Annotated in this window: 22 protein-coding genes; all 22 read right to left on the reverse strand. The window is 32.9% G+C overall.

The annotated features are described in order from the left end of the window. Positions 1-521 (reverse strand): hypothetical protein (locus PHQ99_00005; GenBank protein MDD4287968.1); only part of this gene is annotated, 521 nt, incomplete at its 3' end. A gap of 46 nt (positions 522-567) precedes the next feature. After that, a complete protein-coding gene (metG, locus tag PHQ99_00010) occupies positions 568-2523 on the reverse strand; it encodes a methionine--tRNA ligase (GenBank protein ID MDD4287969.1) in 1956 nt (651 codons plus the stop codon). A 139-nt stretch (positions 2524-2662) separates the two neighbouring features. Further along, the gene (gene rsmI, locus PHQ99_00015; GenBank protein MDD4287970.1) at positions 2663-3541 is read right to left on the reverse strand and encodes a 16S rRNA (cytidine(1402)-2'-O)-methyltransferase; all 879 of its coding nucleotides are present in this window, start codon (positions 3539-3541) and stop codon (positions 2663-2665) included. Positions 3542-3622: 81 nt separating this feature from the next. After that, the gene (locus tag PHQ99_00020; protein MDD4287971.1) at positions 3623-4315 is read right to left on the reverse strand and encodes a methyltransferase; all 693 of its coding nucleotides are present in this window, start codon (positions 4313-4315) and stop codon (positions 3623-3625) included. Beyond that, entirely contained in the window at positions 4236-5159 is a 924-nt protein-coding gene (locus PHQ99_00025; GenBank protein MDD4287972.1) for a stage 0 sporulation family protein, read from the reverse strand. The genes PHQ99_00020 and PHQ99_00025 overlap by 80 nt, the downstream gene beginning before the upstream one ends. A 2-nt stretch (positions 5160-5161) precedes the next feature. Then, positions 5162-6151 carry a DNA polymerase III subunit delta' gene (gene holB, locus PHQ99_00030; protein MDD4287973.1) on the reverse strand — a complete coding sequence of 330 codons (990 nt, stop codon included), beginning with the start codon at positions 6149-6151 and terminating at the stop codon, positions 5162-5164. A 38-nt stretch (positions 6152-6189) separates the two neighbouring features. Continuing rightward, positions 6190-6894 carry a dTMP kinase gene (gene tmk, locus PHQ99_00035; GenBank protein ID MDD4287974.1) on the reverse strand — a complete coding sequence of 235 codons (705 nt, stop codon included), beginning with the start codon at positions 6892-6894 and terminating at the stop codon, positions 6190-6192. Then, entirely contained in the window at positions 6872-7339 is a 468-nt protein-coding gene (locus PHQ99_00040; GenBank protein ID MDD4287975.1) for a CBS domain-containing protein, read from the reverse strand. The genes tmk and PHQ99_00040 overlap by 23 nt, the downstream gene beginning before the upstream one ends. A gap of 17 nt (positions 7340-7356) precedes the next feature. Continuing rightward, positions 7357-8298 (reverse strand): 1-phosphofructokinase family hexose kinase, encoded by a 942-nt coding sequence (locus tag PHQ99_00045; GenBank protein ID MDD4287976.1) that lies wholly within the window; start codon positions 8296-8298, stop codon positions 7357-7359. Between the two features lie 149 nt (positions 8299-8447). Continuing rightward, positions 8448-9134: a rhomboid family intramembrane serine protease gene (locus tag PHQ99_00050; protein ID MDD4287977.1), complete on the reverse strand. Its 687-nt coding sequence runs from the start codon at positions 9132-9134 to the stop codon at positions 8448-8450. Between the two features lie 198 nt (positions 9135-9332). Next, positions 9333-10499: a UDP-N-acetylglucosamine 2-epimerase (non-hydrolyzing) gene (gene wecB / locus PHQ99_00055; GenBank protein MDD4287978.1), complete on the reverse strand. Its 1167-nt coding sequence runs from the start codon at positions 10497-10499 to the stop codon at positions 9333-9335. Then, entirely contained in the window at positions 10492-10941 is a 450-nt protein-coding gene (locus PHQ99_00060; GenBank protein MDD4287979.1) for a cytidine/deoxycytidylate deaminase family protein, read from the reverse strand. The genes wecB and PHQ99_00060 overlap by 8 nt, the downstream gene beginning before the upstream one ends. A gap of 469 nt (positions 10942-11410) precedes the next feature. Beyond that, complete coding sequence (gene upp / locus PHQ99_00065) at positions 11411-12040, reverse strand: uracil phosphoribosyltransferase (GenBank protein MDD4287980.1); 630 nt, start codon at positions 12038-12040, stop codon at positions 11411-11413. 52 nt (positions 12041-12092) lie between these two features. Further along, a complete protein-coding gene (gene rpiB / locus PHQ99_00070) occupies positions 12093-12542 on the reverse strand; it encodes a ribose 5-phosphate isomerase B (GenBank protein ID MDD4287981.1) in 450 nt (149 codons plus the stop codon). Between the two features lie 3 nt (positions 12543-12545). Continuing rightward, on the reverse strand, positions 12546-13022 hold the full coding sequence (locus tag PHQ99_00075; protein MDD4287982.1) for a low molecular weight protein arginine phosphatase: 477 nt from the start codon (positions 13020-13022) through the stop codon (positions 12546-12548). Between the two features lie 35 nt (positions 13023-13057). Then, complete coding sequence (gene prmC, locus PHQ99_00080; protein ID MDD4287983.1) at positions 13058-13951, reverse strand: peptide chain release factor N(5)-glutamine methyltransferase; 894 nt, start codon at positions 13949-13951, stop codon at positions 13058-13060. Between the two features lie 28 nt (positions 13952-13979). Next, entirely contained in the window at positions 13980-15020 is a 1041-nt protein-coding gene (gene prfA, locus PHQ99_00085; protein ID MDD4287984.1) for a peptide chain release factor 1, read from the reverse strand. A gap of 122 nt (positions 15021-15142) precedes the next feature. Beyond that, entirely contained in the window at positions 15143-15823 is a 681-nt protein-coding gene (gene thyX, locus PHQ99_00090) for an FAD-dependent thymidylate synthase (GenBank protein ID MDD4287985.1), read from the reverse strand. Between the two features lie 17 nt (positions 15824-15840). Further along, positions 15841-16437 carry a thymidine kinase gene (locus PHQ99_00095; GenBank protein ID MDD4287986.1) on the reverse strand — a complete coding sequence of 199 codons (597 nt, stop codon included), beginning with the start codon at positions 16435-16437 and terminating at the stop codon, positions 15841-15843. A 193-nt stretch (positions 16438-16630) separates the two neighbouring features. Beyond that, positions 16631-16876 carry a 50S ribosomal protein L31 gene (rpmE, locus tag PHQ99_00100; GenBank protein ID MDD4287987.1) on the reverse strand — a complete coding sequence of 82 codons (246 nt, stop codon included), beginning with the start codon at positions 16874-16876 and terminating at the stop codon, positions 16631-16633. A 189-nt stretch (positions 16877-17065) separates the two neighbouring features. Next, positions 17066-18325: a transcription termination factor Rho gene (gene rho / locus PHQ99_00105; protein ID MDD4287988.1), complete on the reverse strand. Its 1260-nt coding sequence runs from the start codon at positions 18323-18325 to the stop codon at positions 17066-17068. 404 nt (positions 18326-18729) lie between these two features. Next, positions 18730-19485 carry an NTP transferase domain-containing protein gene (locus PHQ99_00110; protein MDD4287989.1) on the reverse strand — a complete coding sequence of 252 codons (756 nt, stop codon included), beginning with the start codon at positions 19483-19485 and terminating at the stop codon, positions 18730-18732. Between the last annotated feature and the right edge of the window lie 34 nt (positions 19486-19519).

Raw genomic sequence — 19519 nt, forward strand, 5'->3', positions numbered from 1 at the left:
CTTTCTACTTTTATTAATGCTGAAACTAATAAAGGATTAAAATTGTATTTAGTGGATTCCTCATAAATACTTTTTGCAATTGAATAAATAGTTTCACTTTCTAACTGATTATTACTACCGGAAACAATGTTTACAATACGACCAATATAAAATTCTCTTTTGTTTTCTTCAGACACCATTCCGGTTAACTCTTGTAACTGCATGTATATTTCAGTAAACTGATTTTTACTAACCCTGTCGAGATTATACTCCTCAAATTGCTTGTTAACCACATCTAATTTCATGTTTTGTTCGGCAATTTTCTCTCTTAATAATTCATTTTCTTCCCTTAAATCCTGGTTAGAAGCGGACAATCCAACTATAGCTTGATTTGTTTGATAGTTTTCAAATAAGCTATAAACAAGTATCAATAAAACAGTAATCAGAATAATAATCACAATAGTGTTAAAATGACTTTCTAATATGTTAGTATTTTTTTTCTTTTTCGTGATTTTTTTTTCTGCTTTTTCAGCTTTTTCCATATTTTTATCACCTATATATTTTCTTTTTTTATGAAAAAAGTTATTTTTAACGTATCCTGCTACCAGCATCTATTTTTCTGTCAGTAGTCAGTAAAACAACTTTTTCATTATCTGAAGCAGCAAGAAGCATCCCCTGGGATTTAATGCCTCTAATTTTAGCAGGTTCTAAATTAAATACAACCACGATATTCTTGCCAATTAGCTCTTCAGGGGAATAATGCTTCTTTATACCGGCTACCAGAGTCCTGGTTTCGCTGTTAAAATCAACCGTTATCTTTAGTAATTTATCAGTTCCGGGAACATCTTCAGCCGCTAATACTTTTCCTACTCTCAAATCTATTTTTTTAAACTCTTCAATAGAAATATACTCTTTTTCTTCTTTTATGCATTTATCTTCAACCTTTTCCATTTCAGGCACTTTTTCTTTTCTCTCTTTTTCTTTCCCTGTTTTCTTTTTATCATCAATTCTCGGGAATAGATTATCACCAGGGTTAACCATAGTACCCGCTTTTAAGGTACCCCATTTTATATTTTCCGGAATAAGCATTTTTTCAATATCCTCTTTTATTCCTAACTGTTGCCATATCTTTAAAGCTGTAGTTGGCATAAAAGGATACAATAAGACGGATATTATCTGCAGTGACTGTGCCAGGTGATAGATAACTTTATCCAGTCTTTCTTTTTTATTTTCATCCCGGCCTAAAATCCATGGTTCTGTCTGATCAATATATTTATTAGTCCTGCGGACTAATGTCCAGATATTTTCCAAAGCAACATTAAAAGACATTTCATCCATAGCCTGAATAAACTGTTCAACCATATCTTCGGCCATCTGGTGTAATTCTATATCATATTTTTCATCTTTTCCTGAAGATTCAGGTATTTTCCGGTCACAGAATATTTTAGTCATAGCGACTGTTCTGCTCAACAAATTACCTAAATCATTTGCTAAGTCATAGTTAATCCTCTGTATGAGTAATTTTCTGGAAAAATTTCCATCCTGTCCAAAGCATAATTCTCTCAATAGAAAGTATCTAAAAGCATCTGCATCAAATTCATCAGTGACCTGATAAGGATCAACAACATTGCCTTTAGATTTCGACATTTTTTCACCTTCCATAGTCCACCAGCCATGAGAAAAGACCATTTTTGGTGGAGTTATATCAGCAGCCATTAACATTGTAAACCAGATAATAGTATGAAATCTGAGTATATCTTTTCCGATTAGATGTACTGCTTCAGGCCAATAATAATTGAACTTTTCTTCATCTATACCATAACCGGCAACTGTTAAATAGTTGATTAAGGCATCGAACCAAACATAAATTACATGTTCTGAATCAAATGGAACATCAATTCCCCAATCAAGACTTGCCCGGGTACGGGTAACGCTCTGATCTCTTAATCCTCTTTCAATGAAGCTAATAATCTCATTTTTTCTGGATTCCGGTTTAATACAATCCGGGTTATCTTTAATATGTTGTAACAACATGTCCTGGTATTTGCTCATTTTGAAAAAATAACTTTCTTCTTTAAACTTTTCAACCGGTCTTCCACAATCCGGGCATTTGTTTTCCTCTATCTGTGTTTCCGGCCAGAACGCTTCGCAAGTAACACAATACCAGCCTTCGTATTCTCCCTTATAGATATCCCCTTTTTCATAAAGCTTGTTAAATAATTTTTGCACTACCTGCTCATGCCTCTTTTCAGTAGTGCGTATAAAATCATCATACCGGATATTCAGTTTAGGCCAGAGGTTTTTAAACTTTGCTACAACCTGATTAGCCAGTTGCAATGGTTCAATTCCCATTTTCTCTGCTGATTTTGCAATTTTCTGGCCATGTTCATCTGTTCCGGTGGCAAAAAGAACATCAAATCCTCTTAATCGCTTATATCGCGCCATGGTATCTGCTGCAATAGTAGTATAGGCATGACCTATGTGGGGCACATCATTAACATAATATATAGGGGTTGTAATGTAATAAGCATTTCTTTTTTTCATTTTCCTCTTGTAGTCCTTTCATTTCAATATTAATAAAAAAGCAGTTGGATTGTTATGTTGGAGGAAATCCAGCCGTTTTTAAATGTTTATCTCTCTTTATCTAACAATAATAACACAAAACATCTTCTTTGTATTAATTTTACTTATTTTCCTTATCACGCAGTTTTAGAATATTATCATAAACCCAATTTTTTGGTACATCATATTCACTTGTTATTAATAAAACTATATCCTTATTATAATAACCTTTTTTACTATAGTTTATAATCTTTTTTTTAATTTCAGGTAAAATTTTTAAATCTGTATTAAACAGTCCTGTTTCATTCTTTTTTTCCTGGTTTCCTTCTAAGACTATGGTCAGCTCTCCTTTAATAATTCGACTATTTATCCTTTCAATTACCTCTGAAATGAACCCTCTTAATATTTCTTCATATTGTTTTGTTATTTCACGACAAATTACAATTTTTCTATCCCCTATTATGTTTAATATCATATTAATTGTATCCTTTATCCTGAATGGGGACTCATAGAAAATGATGGTTCTTCTTTCTTCTTTTAATTTTAGGAAAAATTGTTTTTTTTCAGTATTCTTCTTGGGAATAAAACCCTCAAAAATAAAATTATTCATATTAAACCCGGATACTACCAAGGCAGCAGTTAAAGCAGACACTCCGGGTATCGGAATCACCTCAATACTGTTTCTAATGGCCATATTGATAATTTCATATCCGGGATCACATATTCCAGGCATTCCCGCATCAGAAACCAGGGCAACATCATTTCCTTCTTTTAAATATTTTACAATATACTGGTTTTTTTTCTCTTTACTGAATTCATGGTAACTGGTTAAAGATTTATGTATGCTATAGCGGTTTAACAATTTTCGGGTATGCCTGGTATCCTCTGCAGCAATCAAATCTACTTTTCTTAATGTTTTCAGGCAGCGTAAAGTAATATCTTCCAAATTACCTATGGGAGTACCACATATATATAATTTTCCTTCCTGTTTGAAATCCAATTTAAAATTTCCTTTTATGTAATGTTTATAAAAATCTATCTATCTTATTTACTGATTTTGTTGAATAATGATTTTTAATTTTTAATCTAATATCAATGGGGGTGCAACTTTTAATTCTGTTCCACCTTCTTTTCTTGCTTCAATCAATACCCTTTTGGCATTTTGATTTTTCTTTGTATAAATAAATTTCAAAACTTTTGGCTCAAATAAATATTTTCTTAACACCATAATAACCTGTATCAGGCTATCTGCCCGGTGAATCAAAAAAAGTCTTCCTCTTTTTTTCAATAGCCGGCTACATATTGCTGTCATATTATCAATATTAATATTAATTTCATGTCTTGCAAATAATTGTTCTTCTTTTGAGCTCACTTTCCCTTTGCCGGCTGGAATATATGGCGGATTAGAGGTAATTACATCAAAAAATTCAGCAGGGAACCTGTTTAATAAATTTTGCATGTCATCATGAAGAATGTTAATCTCTTTTTCCAGATTATTTAATATAACACTTCTTTTTGCTATGTCAGCTAATTTTTCCTGTATTTCCACGGCATAAATATTATTATTTTTAGCAGAGTCATAAATCATTAAGGGTATAATTCCACAACCGGTTCCCAGATCTATTATCCTTTCATTCCTTTTAGTATACACAAACTCACCTAATAGAATAGAATCAATTGAAAATCGGTAAGTATTACTGTCTTGAATTATTTTTAAATGGCTTTTTCCCAGTTCTTCTATTGTTTCGCTGGGATGAAGGTTTATTTTCTGCATGATTATTTCCCTTACTTACCTCTTTATCATTCTGCCAGTCATCGACTGATATTTTAACACGATTTCTAATATGTTCATTATCTTCTTTTTCTATCGTTTCTATTACTATATATTTACTTAATATATTAACTTCAACCACCTTGCCGTTTTTTCCATCTTTTGTCAGGATACGTTTTCCTAATTTAGGATATTTTTTTAACTCTTCTTTGTAAAAATTAGACTCGAAATTCAAACAGCATTTTAACCTGCCACAAGCTCCTGAAACCTTTGATAGATTCAGGGCAACACTTTGCATTTTAGCTACATTAATTGGAACAGGCTTAAAGTCTGATATAAAAGTAGAGCAGCAAAGGGGCCTTCCGCAAATTCCCAGCCCTCCAATCATTTTTGCTTTATCCCTGACACCTACCTGTTTCAATTCAATCTTTGTTTTAAAATGATGAGCCAAATCCTTTACTAATTCACGAAAGTCAACCCGGTCATCGGCACAGAAGTAAAAAATAAGGCGACTCTTGTCAAATAAGTATTTACATCTTATTAGATGCATGTCAAGCTCGTATTTTTGTATCTTCCCAAGACAAATATTGTAAGCCTCTCCTTCTTCTATTTGCAGATTTTCCCACTTTTCCAGATCACTCTGATTCGCTTTTCTGAGAATACTTTTCAGCGGGGTATCAAGCTCTTTCTCTTCTATATGCTGTACCGGAATAACTACCTCACCGATATCTAATCCTAACGATGTTTTTACAACACACAGGTCTCCAATCTCCAGTATATATTTATTATTCTTAAAATAATATACAAGGCCGGAATTACGAAATTGAATACCGACAATCTTTGGCATTATTAATCACCTAACCGTATAAAAAAATTTTCCAAAAGTATGTTCTGGTTAACATGTTTTTCCAGTTCTTCAGGAATAGTTGTTAAATACTCTAAAATCAAAATTATTTTATCCTTCTTAAACCATTGTGCATATTGCCTTATTGATTCTATTTTGTCCTGAAAAAAAAGTTGATTTTCATCTATATTCATCTTTACAAGCAAAGTATCTCTGAACCAGAGTACCATCATCTCGACAAAATCTTGAAAATTATTAGTAATATCAGGAAATATTTTTTCAGAACTAAAAATATAATTTGACAATTCTTCTGGTTTTATTTTTACCAATGAGTCTATATAATTATCTTTTATTTTTATTTTATCTTGATTTCTAATTAAATCCAGAGCCATCCCGGGGCTTCCATGAGACAGCTTGATAAGATTATCAAGCTGTTTTTCATCAATAGAAGAATTACCCGATATAATCTTTTTTTGCTGATTTATCTCTAAGGGTTTAAAAACCAGCCTGCAGCAACGAGATATAATAGTGGGTAATATTTTATCAGGAGCTGAAGTCACCAATATCAATATTGCATATTCAGGTGGCTCTTCCAAAATTTTTAGAAGGGAATTGGAGGCTTGAGTAGTCATCTTTTCTGCATTATCAAATATGTATATTTTCTTCTTATTTGTCAGAGGGTGAAGGTATATATTGCTTTTAATTTCCCTGATTTTTTCAATTTTTATGACCGAATCAACAGGTGAAATAATGCTGAAATCAGCACTGCTGTTTTTTTCAATCTGCTGGCAGGAAGAACATTTATTACAGGGGTCCTGCTCTTCAGAAATATTTTTACAATTAATTGCCTTGCTAAAAGCAATAGCAGTTAATTTTTTACCTATTCCTTCATTACCGACAAAAAGATAGGAATGTCCTATTTTTTCATTCTTTATTCTGTTTTTAAGTATTTGTTTGGGTTTAGTATGCCCGACAATTTCTTTAAAATCAATCATATTATATATTTAGCGTTTCTTTAATCTTTGTTATTCACTTATATTTCTAAAGCTACCTCTTTATTATATTTTTCTGACAAGCGCTGATTTAATATCTTTATTATACAGCTCATTACAAACTCCAATTCTCTGTTAGTATCAATAATTCTTATTCTGTCCGGGTTTTTTCTGGCAATCTGATGATATCCGTCTCGCACCCTATCTAAAAATAATTTTCCATTTATCTGTTTTTGCTGGATAAATTCATCCTCGAATCTCATCTCTTTCCCCTGACTGTATAAGGTAGAACGATGTAATCCAACCTCAGTATCTACATCCAGAAAAAAGGTAATATCCGGAACAATATCTTCTACGGCAAAATCATTCAAGTACTGAATTATTTTCATATCAATTCCCCTGCCAAATCCCTGATAAGCAGTAGTTGAGTCAAAAAAACGATCACAAATAACTATTAATCCATCTTCTAATGCCGGTTTAATGTTTACCCGGATATTTTCAGACCTTGAAGCAGCAAACAATAATAATTCCGCCTTATACCCCAACCCCTTGTTTTCTCTTTCCAGCAAGATTTCTCTTATCTTATCTGCAATCAAGGTACCGCCAGGTTCCTTAGTCATTACTGAGTTAAAACCATTTTTTAATAAAATATGATAAAGTTTCTTTGAAACAGTAGTTTTACCGGAACCTTCAAACCCTTCAAAAGTTATAAAAAACCCTTTTTTATTGTGTTTTTTCTTCTTCATAGTTATCTTCTTCTTCAATCATTGCTTTCAATAAATCTCTCAGAGTAACAATCCCTACCAAATAACCATTTCGTAATACAGGTAAATGGTGAATTTTATTACGAATTAATAAGTCTGCCGCCATAACCTCGTTATCATCTTCATTAACTGTAATCACACTCTTTTTCATAAACTCTTCTACTTTATGATTGGCATATTCCTTCAGTTTTTTGGAAAGCTGTATAAATTCAGTTATAAACGTACTGCTGTTGATTATCCCTAAATAATTTGGCAATATGGCTTTAATAATATCATGCTGGGAAATAAAGCCAATAACTTTTTGCTCTTCATTTACTACGGGAATTCCGTTAATACGATGTATTGCCATAACTTCAATTACCTCTTCCAGCCTGCAATCAGGCGATACACTAGTCGTACTTTTTAACATAATTTCCTTAACTTTCAATATTTATACCTGCCATTTCATTTTAACTTAGTTATTTTAATACAGTTTATACATTTAACAACATCTTCTTTGGTATGAAATTCCTCATCATCAGTTAAGGCACTTGCTAAACCGCAAGCCATAGCAAATTTTATTATCTCTACTATATTTTCCGGATTTTCTTCGACCAGTTTAATCGCAAAACCGGCAATTATAGCTTCAGCTGTACCTATAATATTAATTACCTGCTGGTTTACGGACTCAGCTAACCAAATACCTTCTGTAGTAGCGATAATATCCTTTGTATCCTGATATGATATTACGGCTATCTGAACATCCCGGTCTAATATTTCATGAGCAATTTTTATTGCATTTTCCTGACTATCAATCTGTTTATTGAAGACCCGATTATTTGATGCTCTCAAATCCGGTTTAGCTAAATACGGACTGGCTTCTAATCCCCTTTCAAAAGGAACACCATGGGCATCCAGAATTGTTTGAACATTTTTTTTCTGTGCAATTTTTATCAACTGGTAATAGATATCATCAGGAACATCTTTCGGCAAACTACCGGAAAGAGTCACCATACGAGTCTGGGACATTACCCGGGAAAATATTGATTTAAATCTTTCCAAATCCCGCTGGCTTATTGCTGGCCCGGGGTCACTTAAAAGTGTATGAATCTTATTGTCATGTTCAATGATTATAACATTTGTCCTGGTTTCTTTCTCTATATGCCAAAAATTAGTAGTAATTCCATATCCCCGGAGATTCTCAGCTATAAAATGTCCGGCATGTCCTCCTAAGAAACCTAAAGCCATGGTGTCAAGGCCAAAAACAGCTATTGCTTTCGCTATATTAATACCTTTTCCTCCAGGAATTTTTGATACTTTATCAACTGCATTATATTGATTTGGCAGCAGGTTATTTAGTTCCATTATAACGTCAAGAGCAGGATTCAGAGTAACTGTTGTTATCATTAATTAAATTCCCTTCCCCTTCGAAATAGTCTGATATTTTAATAACAAATAGTAATAAAAATATTCAGAAAAAAATTATCAAAAATCTTTATAAATTATATCTTAATTAGAAAATATTATCAAAAAACTTCACTTCATCTATTCTTTTTCTATATATAATAATCTCTTCTGACTGGCTTAATTAATTTTATCAGTATTATGCCACCAATAAAACCTCCAATATGTGCAAACCATGCTACTCCTGCATCTGCCCCCTGTAATGATATATTTGAAAAACCATATAGCAGTTGAAAGATTATCCAAATACCCAATACAAACAAAGCAGGCATTTTAATTAGTCTGATGAAAAATCCGAAGAATATAAGAGTAGTAATTCTTGATTTTGGGAAAAGGATAAAATATGCTCCCAGTACTCCTGCTACTGCTCCACTTGCTCCAATCATGGGCACCTGTGATTGGGGACTAATCAAAATCTGCGTGAAAGCAGCAAAAATACCGGAGAGAAAATAAAAGATAGTAAACTTAATTTTGCCTAAATAATCTTCAATATTATTACCGAAAATCCAAAGATACAACATATTCCCAAATAGATGCACAAAACTTCCATGCATAAACATTGACGACACAATTGTTAAATAGATAGGAGAAGGACCATATGGAATAATATCTACTCCCTGACTTATTTCAAAAGGTGTAAGACCAAAGGAATAAATAAATCTAATACTATCAGTTACTATAAAAAACTGGTAATAGTATACTAATGAATTAATAATTATAAGAATTATAGTTATAACGGGTATTCTTTTAGTCGGCATCTCATCCCATAAAGGGAACATATTTAAACCTCAATCTAAAATATTTTGTGTTATAATTTTTCTTTATTTTTTCTATACTTATAAATAATAAAAAACAAATTAGTTTTTCATTATAACATAACAAAGGTTTCAAACCATAGCTTTATAACAAAGAAATTTTAGGGTTCTGTAGTTGAATTGGTTTTGTACCAATGATGTAAACATTTATAATTATCAGTGCTAACAATTCTCAAATACAAATTCATCGGGAGGGCGGTCTATTAAACCATATTGGAAAAGAATATATTTAATTATTCTTTTTGAAGCATTACCATCACCATAAGGAGATTTATTTATAATCATCTTCTGGTATTCATCTGTATTGAATAGCAATCTTTCAACCTCTTTTACTATGTTCATCTTTTCGGTGCCAATAAGCTTTGCGGCACCAATATCTACTACTTCCGGTCTTTCGGTTTCTGATCTCAATATTAATACCGGTTTCCCTAAAGCGGGTGCTTCCTCTTGAATACCACCTGAATCAGTTAGAAGCAAAGTAGATGCCGCAATTAAGTTTGCCATTTCCTGATAGTCCAAAGGCTCTAACAATAATATATTATCCTCCTGGCTTAATAGATTAAAAACAACATTCCTGATTAGTGGATTTTTATGTACAGGGAAAACTATGCCTAAATTGTTATTGTTGTGAATAATTCTTACTAATGACTTGCACAAATTTTCAAGAGGCTCTCCCCAGTTCTCACGGCGGTGCATTGTTACCAATAATAACTGTTTTTTTGTTTTAATAAACTTGTTTATCCTGTCATCTGAAAATTGATACTGCTTATCCTGCATTAATAACAGGGAATCAATAACTGTATTTCCTGTTATTAGTATATTTTTCCGGTTAATATTTTCTTTTTTCAGACTATCTGCCGCATTTTTTGTGGGAGCAAAATGATAATCAGCCAAAACTGTTGTTAGTCTTCGGTTAATCTCTTCGGGGTAGGGATAATACTTCTTTGCAGTCCTTAAACCGGCTTCAATATGGCCTATTTTAGTCTTCTGGTAAAAGGATGCTAATGCACCGGAAAAAGTGGTAGTTGTATCACCCTGCACTAAAACTATATCGGGTTTCTTTAGCATCAGAACTTCTTCCAGTTTTAATAATGATTGGCAATTTATCTGTGTTATTGACTGTCCGTGTTTCATAATTCCTAAATCGAAATCACATTTTATTTTTAAAAGTTCAGTCATTTGATCCATCATTTCTCTATGTTGTGCTGTCAAAATAACAATGGGTTCAATCAGGTTTGGATACTTCTTTGACTCTTTTATAACCGGGTACATTTTTATTGTTTCCGGCCTGGTCCCAAAAATAAAAGCTATTTTAATCTTTTTATTCATATTCACAGCAAACCTCTTCTATACCTGCCTCAACTAACAACTGTCTTGCTAATTCATCAGGATACTTATTCTGGTAAAATATTTTTACTATACCTGAATTGATAATCATTTTGGCACATGTTATACATGGTTGATTAGTACAGTACAGAACACTATTTTGGATACTAATGCCATGCATAGCTGCCTGCAAAATAGCATTTTGTTCAGCATGCAACCCTCTGCATAGTTCCTGGCAGGTCCCGGAAGCAATATTCATCTTTTCCCGCAAACAACCAACTTCCCCGCAATGGGCTAAATTCTTAGGAGCGCCATTATATCCGGTAGTAAGTATTCTTCTGTCTTTCACAATAACGGCACCAACTTGTCTGCGCAAACAGGTTGATCTACTCGCAACTAATCGGGCAATTTCCATAAAATATTTATCCCAAGAGGGTCTGGACATGGTAAAACCTCCAAATAGTAAATAGTGATTAGTAGATAGTAGTTAGTAGTCAGTTAAAACAGGATAATTTTTAGTATATCATTTAAAGGATAGAATTGAGAATAAATAAATAAATATAGTTTTTAGTTATCAGTTCACGATTTTCACTCAAATTCAGAATACAAGGTACAAGATGCGAGTTACAAGCTTCGAAATATTTAGTTTATTTAATATATATTCAATTGACCGGTTTACCGGTTCACCAATTATTTTGGTCTGCCACTTTGACAGTCACCAGATCTTCCAGTCAAAATAGTAAACAGTATCGATTTGAAATAAAATAGGCTTGATACTGTCTTAACCCAAAACCATAAACAAAAAACTTTATTACCTATTAGCTAAATAGTGTCAGCGACAAAAACAACTATTATCTTTCAAATATTCCCGCTAAATTCAAATTATACTTTATATGGTATACGATATATTATTTTTATTTCGTTCCAAATAAGCGGTCACCGGCATCTCCTAAGCCGGGAACAATATAGGCATGGCTATTTAAACCTTCATCTATTGTGGCTGTATATATTTTAATTTCCGGGAATTTATCATGTATTGCCTTAATTCCTTCAGGGGCAGCAACAAGACACATGAATTTAATGTTTGATTTAGTATGACTTTTAACATACTCAATTGTAGCTACAGCCGTTCCACCTGTTGCCAACATTGGATCTACTATAATAATGTCACGTTTATCAGCATCCTTGGGTAATTTTGCATAATAACTGATGGGTTTTAATGTTTCCGGATCCCGATACATACCAACATGTCCCACTTTCGCAGATGGAATTAGTTTTAATATTCCGTCAACCATCCCCAAACCAGCCCGCAATATAGCTATAATTGCCATTTTTTTTCCTGAAATTATTTTCCCTTTTGTCCGGGCAACAGGAGTTTCAATATTGATCTCTTTTAACTCTATATCACGGGTTACCTCATAAGCCATCAGATTGGATAGCTCATCGGCAAGTTCGCGAAAATCTTTAACACCTGTCTTTTTATCTCTCAACATTGTTAATTTATGTTGAATTAAGGGATGGTCTAAAACGATAACATCTTTCAAAATAAATCCTCCTTATGTAGTGTATATTCTTTTTAAATCAATCATTAAATTATTATCTGTTATTAAAAATTTCTTCAATTTTATTCAAGCGGGTAATATGACGGTCTTCCTGACTAAAATCGGTTGTTAGCCATGTTTGAACAATATCCCGGGCTAATCCTATTCCAATTACTCTTCCTCCCATGGTTAAAACATTAGCATTATTATGCTCTCGCGCCATCCTGGCAGAAAAGGTATCATGACACAAAGAAGCCCTGATGCCTGTTACTTTATTGGCAGCAATGGACATCCCAATCCCTGTACCACATATCAATATCCCGCATTCATATTCTTTCTTTGACACTGCCCTGCTGACCTTGTCAGCATAATCCGGATAGTGAACAGATTTTTTATCGTTACAGCCAAAGTCCTTATAGGTATATCCCATTTTTTTTAAGTATTCTATTATCTCGCTCTTTAAATCATATCCACCATGGTCACTGGCAATAGCAATATTATTCATTTTTTATTCCTCTCTTAATCTTTTAATTAATTTATAAATATTTTCCTCTAATTTATCACACACTTCTTCATAAAAAGAGAAGCTTTTGCCAAATGGGTCTTCAATATCCATATTAGTGATATCGTTGTTATTCTGGCAATAATCTCTAAATAAATGTATCTTTTTTGAATCCGGAGGGTACTTATACAAGAGGTAGCTTTTTTGGCTGGATGTCATGGTTAAAACAAGAAAGGAATCAACCAGTAATTTTTTGTCTACCGGTTTAGATCTGTAACAACTTATATCTAATCCACGTTTTGCCATACATAAAATAGCTTCTTCGGTTGGAGCATCACCCTTAAATGCAGCAATCCCGGCCGAATCAGAGTGATATACTAATTCCGGTGATAATTCCTGCTTAGCTTTCTGGAATAAAGCTTGTGCCATTACACTCCGGCAGGTATTTCCAGTACATACAAACAATATGGTTTTCTTATTCAAATCACTCTTCTCCTGTATTTACATAATTCTAATATCTATTTTGTGTAAGCTAAAATCACTCTGTCATTGTGATAATAATCCTGAATTACAGATAAATATTCTTTAAAAAATCCACTTTTTTTAATCATTTCAGATATGTCTTTTTGCTGGTTATGTCCTATTTCGAATGCAAGAAAACTTTTTTCCTGTTTTAGGAATTGAGGGGTTTTGGAAATAATTTCCTGATAATAATCCAAACCTTTTTCGCCTCCGTCTAATGCTTTTACAGGTTCATGATAATATATTTCATCCGGCAGATTATCCAATTCTTCTCTGGGAATATAGGGCGGATTTGATATTATCCCGTCAAAGAGTATTTCTCTGTTCAAATTCTTTATGCAATCAAACATATTTCCGTGACAAAAAGTTATTTTTTCTGCACATTTAAGCCTGTGAGCATTTTCTGTTGCTAATATAATAGCTTTTGCTGAAATATCAACTGCATAAAAATGGATATTTTTCCTGCTGTTTTGAAAATGATTACAAATAGTAACCGGAATAATACCAGAGCCTGTTCCTACATCCAGAAAGCATAACTCTACTTTATCAGGCATTAATGAAATTATATTAATAATTTTTTCAACAAGTATCTCTGTTTCCGGGCGAGGAATAAATATACCCTTTTCTACTTTAAACTCTAAACCCATAAAATTTTGGAATCCTGTAATATATTGCAACGGCATACCTTTGGACCTGCTGTCTATCCAATCATAATAAGTCTGAATATCTTTTGGTGAAAGGGATAATGAACGGTTAAATAATATATTAAATCTACTCTTATTCAAAAGGTAGCTTAATAGTAGAATAGATTCTTCTGCAGCCCTATTATTTCCGCTTTTTGTAAGTCTTATCTCTCCTTCTTTTAAGATTGCACTTATTTTTTTATCCATATTACTTCTTTAAAATGAAACTATAAATCTATTTTGCTTCTTTAAAAGAAGCAATTAAATCATCCATATTACCATCAAGCATCTCTTCAAGATTATGAAAGTTTTTATTTATTCGATGGTCAGTAATGCGGTTTTGCGGGAAATTATATGTTCTGATTCTCTCACTCCGGTCACCTGTTCCAACCTGTTTCTTCCTTTGTTTGTCAATTTTCTCGTTTTGTTCTGACTGAAGTCTATCAAAGAGCCTGGCTCTTAATACTTTTAATGCTTTCTCTTTATTTTTGTGTTGCGATTTTTCATCCTGGCAGGTTACCACTATACCTGTGGGTATGTGGGTCACCCTGACAGCTGAATCAGTTGTATTTACGCTTTGCCCACCTGGCCCTGTTGAACGAAAACGATCAATTTTTATGTCATTAGGATTTATTTCCATCTCTATATCTTCAGCTTCCGGTAGAATAGCAACAGTAACAGTGGATGTATGAATTCGGCCTCCTGATTCAGTTACAGGGATTCTTTGAACACGGTGAACACCACTTTCCTGTTTTAAATTCCCAAATACGTTCTCTCCCGAAATACCAAAAATAATTTCTTTAAACCCGCCAATTTCAGTAGAATTGGAATTCATAATTTCTACCTTCCAACGATTCCTTTCAGCAAAACGGGAATACATGCGAAATAAATCATTAACAAATAGAGCAGCTTCATCTCCTCCTGCCCCGGCTCTTATTTCAACAATGATATCTTTCTTGTTTCTTGGGTCTTCCGGGTATAATAATTCATTAAGATCTTCCTCAAGCTGGTCTTTTTCTTTACTCAGAGAGGCAATTTCTTCATTAATCATCTCATTTAATTCTTCATCAACCTCTCCTTTTTTAAGTTCATTGCTCTCTTCTATTTCTTTTTTAACATTTTTATATTTAGAATAGAGCTGTACAGTTCTGGCAATCTCACTATGTCTTCTTGCTAATTTTTGAAATTGTTCCTGATCAGCGATTATTTTCGGATCAGAAAGCTGCTTATTCAGTTCTTCATATTCTTTTTTCAGTTCTTCTAATTCTCTAATCATTTCTGTTACCTTCTTGTGTTCTCAAGAAATTTATATCAATGCCTTAATAAAAAATATATTATAAAATGGCACAATAAATATAATTCTTTTTTAAATTTAATAAACTATAAAATATTGATTTATTAATTCTCTCTATGCCAGGGTTTCCCGCAGGACATTTCACCCTCCGGACATGGTCCTATCAAGCAAGGAGGGCCTGCATCTTTAAAGATTAAAGGGGCTTCTTTTCTAACTAATTCTAACATAGCAATTGCCAATTCTCTTATTTCCCATTGAGCCCTGTTGCAACATCGTAATCTAAAAAAGTGTATCAGCTCTCTTGCATTTGCTGTAAATATAATACTGGTACCGATTGCCTGAGGCAAAATATAGCGAGCATCTTCAGCCGGTATATCCTTTTCAATCATTTCCTGATATAACTCAAAACTTTTAGCAGTGAGATCTTTAAATTTCTGTAATAAGTTATTGTTATTTTTTATATTATGGGGTATAACAAACTGTTTCTCATCACCGGAGCCAAACTTTACATATCTCTGGCTTCTCTGGGAAAAAGAAGCAATACGGTGCCGAACCAATTGATGTGAACAAGTACGGGAAATATCCTCTATGCCAAAAGTAAAGGAAACATGTTCTAAAACAGAATAATGCCCTAATTTCATTATCTTCTTAATCATCCTGTCCTGCATGTTCTTATCCATTGATTCTGCTATTTCATTAATATTTCTGGAAGAATAACAAAGACGAGCGGCCTGGGCGACCATCTTTTCAATGTTTTTGGAATAATTTATAATCTGTACTCTCATTTTATAATAATTCCTTTTTAATATATTCTTTTAACCGGTTTATTTGCAACCTGATGATGTTGTCTGCATCTTGCCTCATAGCTTTCCTTAGCCCCAACAAGTATAATGGGATCATTGTAATCTGCAGGTTTACCATTTACCAGCCGTTGGGTACGAGTGGCTGGTCTTCCGCATACCATGCAAATGGCATACAGTTTATCTACATATTCAGCTATTGCCAGCAATTGCGGCATTGGACCAAAAGGTTCACCCCGAAAGTCCTGGTCAAGTCCGGCAATAATAACCCGCTTACCTTCATCTGCCAGTAATTGAACCACTCTAATAATCTCTTCATCAAAAAACTGGACTTCATCGATTGCAACTACATCAATATCATCCTGAATTTTATTTGATATTTCCTTTATATCTCTAACACAATTAGCTTCAACCTTGTTACCGTTATGAGAATAAATGAATCTGGAATTATAACGGTTATCAATTATCGGTTTAAATATTTCAACCTTTTTTCTGGCAATCTGAACACGTCTGATTCTTCTAATCAGTTCTTCACTCTTACCGCTAAACATACTACCACTGATTACTTCAATACTACCACCATCACAGGTCTCGTGCATCTTTATTTACCCCCGTCAACTGTACACATTCAAGTATTCTTTTACTAACAACCATTACTGAATAGACTGACTATATATAGAGATCTAAAAACAATTTTTTATTATGGCCAATAATAAATAAAACAGAGCTTTTGCCCTGTTTTATTAACTATTGACATTTGATAGTATCTCTCATTAATTCTTATCCATTATTTTATTTGTCGTTTTTGTCCTGCTCTTCACTTATTTCATCTGATTCCTGTTCAATATTATATCTTCTATTGAATTTTTCTACTCTGCCGGCAGAATCAAATATTTTTTGTTTGCCGGTAAAGAATGGATGACAGGCAGAACAGACTTCAACGCGAATTTCTTCTTTTGTTGATTGTGTTTCAAAGGTATTTCCACAAGCACAGATTACTTTGGATTTACCATATTTTGGATGAATTTCTTTTTTCATATTTTTCTCACCTTCATTGTTAATAATGCCTAAAATTTCGAAAAAATTATATCATAACTAATTGTAACCGTCAAAAATAAATTGTATTACTCTGATAAGTATTAATAATTTAGTTAGTGTATTTTTTGATTTAAGTAAAATTCTTCTTAAAATTATATTTTTTAATAGTGTAATTTTTGCTCTCTTATACTATCTATTGTTATTTTCGTCTCTTATAGTATTAAGAAAATCAGTATTACTCTTTGTCTTTTTTAATTTATTCAAAAGCAGGTTAATTGCATCAGTAGTACTTTGATTAGATAAGGCTCTCCTCATTAGCCATGCTTTGCTCAGACTCTCGGCATCCAATAACAGTTCTTCCCTTCTGGTGCCTGAACGCTTAATATCAATTGCCGGGAAAATTCTACTATCTGATATCTCCCGGTCTAAACGTAATTCCATATTACCAGTTCCCTTAAATTCTTCAAAAATAACATCATCCATGCGGCTACCAGTCTCTACCAATGCAGTTGCCAGTATTGTCAAACTGCCACCTTCCTCAATATTCCTCGCAGCACCGAAGAAGCGTTTGGGATAGTATAGTGCAGTAGAATCAAGTCCCCCGGATAATGTCTTTCCGCTGGTAGGAATATTTAAATTATAAGCCCGTGCAAGCCTGGTTATACTATCAAGTAGAATCACTACATCATGTTTAAGCTCTACAAGTCTTTTTGCTCTTTCCAAGACTATTTCTGCAACTTTGATATGATGGTTTATTGGCTGGTCAAAAGTAGAACTGACAACTTCAGCATTGTTAACAGAACGCTTCATTCCGGTAACTTCCTCAGGCCTTTCATCAATTAATAATATTATCAAAGTGGTTTCAGGATGATTTGCTGTAATTCCATTAGCAATTTTTTCTAATAAGATAGTCTTACCGGCTTTTGGAGGAGATACAATCAATCCTCTTTGTCCTTTTCCTATTGGAGAGAATAGGTCAATTACCCGTGTAGATAATTCATATGGCTTGGTTTCTAATGTGAATTTCTCGGTTGGGAAAAGAGGAGTCAGGTTTTCAAAATCAATCCTGTCCTTGGACAATTCCGGATCTTCATGGTTTACAGCTTCAATCTTTAATAATGCAAAATATCGCTCCCCCTCTTTTGGATAGCGAACCTGTCCGGATACCACATCTCCGTTACTTAAATTAAAACGTTTAATCTGTGATGGTGAAATATAGATATCATTAGTACTGGGCAAATAACCACCTGTACGAAGAAAACCAAACCCCTCTTTCATGATATCAAGTATTCCCTCAGAAAACATATATCCTTTTTTCTCAGTTTGTGCCTTTAGGATATTAAAAATTAAGTCAGTTTTCTTCATACGAGCACAATTATTAATATCATATTCATTGGCAATTTTGCATAATTCACTAATTTTCAATTCTTTTAATTCATTTAATTCCAAAATCAAAAACCTCCTCAAGTTCATAAGTAATTTATTCTATTGAGTATTATAAAATTCATCTGAATGAAGTATTACATTAATTTTTCATTCAAAAAGATTAGATGCTGTCCTTAAATATCCTACATTGACTTTATCGGTATTCGCTGCAAATTTTAAGAATAAATATTTTATCATCAGAATTCACTTGAAATCCAGATGTAATTATTAAAAAACAAAAGTGGTCCATTATTCTTAGCAACTTCAAATTTTAATCAATTAATATTACCTATCAAAGAAATATAGTGGGACAAAATTCATGAAGAATAACCCTGGAGTTATTTTTATTAATTTTATTATATCACTTCCTTTTAAAAAAACAATAGATAAAATATTTTTTTATTGTCCTTAATAAGTATTTAGTGGATTTATTTTTTTGACTCGTCAAGTATTTGAAGAATTAACTCATAATCAGTCAGTTTATCCAGGTCAATCATCATTTCCGGATCATTAACCATAATACCTTTAACCGGATATCCTACTATTTCAGCTGCCCTGTCTTCAATTTCTTTTATAGAAAGACATTTCAGCAAATACTTTGCAATGAATTTCATTCCTAATAAAGTAATATATTTTTTAACGTCTTTTCGATTTTCATACAATTCATTAAGTAAAGACTTATTTTGATCAAACAGTTTAGTAGACAAAACGGCTAAATTTCCTCCACAAAAAACACCTTCTTTTAAAGTGGCATAAGATCTAACAGTTTTCGGATACTTTTCTAAAATAGTTTCCTTTGATATAAAAGGATAGTATAAAAATGCTTCCTGTTCCTGGCATTTTGCAATAAAATCATCAATCATTTTTCCGGTAATCAAGGGCACATCAGAGGTCATAATCATTATCTGTTCATTATTTAAATAATTAATACCATTTATTACATTTTCAACAATGGAATCGGTTGATTCAATTATTTTATTTACTTTTTTTTCAATATAAGGTATAAGCTCGCTCTGCGGGCCTACAACAACTATATTGTCTATTTTCTGTGCATGGTTTAATGCATCCACGACATATTCAATCATTGGCGTACCGTTAATCATCAATAATGCCTTGTTATGTAATTCCTGGTGATTCCCTATCGAGCCGTCGCTTTTTCCTCCTGCCAGTACTAAAACTTCCATATCCTTATCACTCCAAAATATATTTTAATTACCT

The sequence above is a fragment of the Atribacterota bacterium genome (assembly GCA_028703475.1).
Classification (GTDB): domain Bacteria; phylum Atribacterota; class Phoenicimicrobiia; order Phoenicimicrobiales; family Stramentimicrobiaceae; genus JAQVMU01.

Excerpts from the sequence above, each read along its gene's own strand:
- PHQ99_00050 (MDD4287977.1), bottom strand. The coding sequence starts at position 9,134 with ATGTTCCCTTTATGGGATGAGATGCCGACTAAAAGAATACCCGTTATA.
- PHQ99_00025 (MDD4287972.1), bottom strand. The coding sequence starts at position 5,159 with ATGCCAAAGATTGTCGGTATTCAATTTCGTAATTCCGGCCTTGTATAT.
- metG (MDD4287969.1), bottom strand. The coding sequence starts at position 2,523 with ATGAAAAAAAGAAATGCTTATTACATTACAACCCCTATATATTATGTT.
- PHQ99_00045 (MDD4287976.1), bottom strand. The coding sequence starts at position 8,298 with ATGATAACAACAGTTACTCTGAATCCTGCTCTTGACGTTATAATGGAA.
- prmC (MDD4287983.1), bottom strand. The coding sequence starts at position 13,951 with ATGGATAAAAAAATAAGTGCAATCTTAAAAGAAGGAGAGATAAGACTT.
- PHQ99_00020 (MDD4287971.1), bottom strand. The coding sequence starts at position 4,315 with ATGCAGAAAATAAACCTTCATCCCAGCGAAACAATAGAAGAACTGGGA.
- rpiB (MDD4287981.1), bottom strand. The coding sequence starts at position 12,542 with ATGAATAATATTGCTATTGCCAGTGACCATGGTGGATATGATTTAAAG.
- tmk (MDD4287974.1), bottom strand. The coding sequence starts at position 6,894 with ATGAAGAAGAAAAAACACAATAAAAAAGGGTTTTTTATAACTTTTGAA.
- wecB (MDD4287978.1), bottom strand. The coding sequence starts at position 10,499 with ATGAATAAAAAGATTAAAATAGCTTTTATTTTTGGGACCAGGCCGGAA.
- PHQ99_00095 (MDD4287986.1), bottom strand. The coding sequence starts at position 16,437 with ATGCACGAGACCTGTGATGGTGGTAGTATTGAAGTAATCAGTGGTAGT.
- rpmE (MDD4287987.1), bottom strand. The coding sequence starts at position 16,876 with ATGAAAAAAGAAATTCATCCAAAATATGGTAAATCCAAAGTAATCTGT.
- PHQ99_00110 (MDD4287989.1), bottom strand. The coding sequence starts at position 19,485 with ATGGAAGTTTTAGTACTGGCAGGAGGAAAAAGCGACGGCTCGATAGGG.
- prfA (MDD4287984.1), bottom strand. The coding sequence starts at position 15,020 with ATGATTAGAGAATTAGAAGAACTGAAAAAAGAATATGAAGAACTGAAT.
- thyX (MDD4287985.1), bottom strand. The coding sequence starts at position 15,823 with ATGAGAGTACAGATTATAAATTATTCCAAAAACATTGAAAAGATGGTC.
- holB (MDD4287973.1), bottom strand. The coding sequence starts at position 6,151 with ATGATTGATTTTAAAGAAATTGTCGGGCATACTAAACCCAAACAAATA.
- PHQ99_00060 (MDD4287979.1), bottom strand. The coding sequence starts at position 10,941 with ATGTCCAGACCCTCTTGGGATAAATATTTTATGGAAATTGCCCGATTA.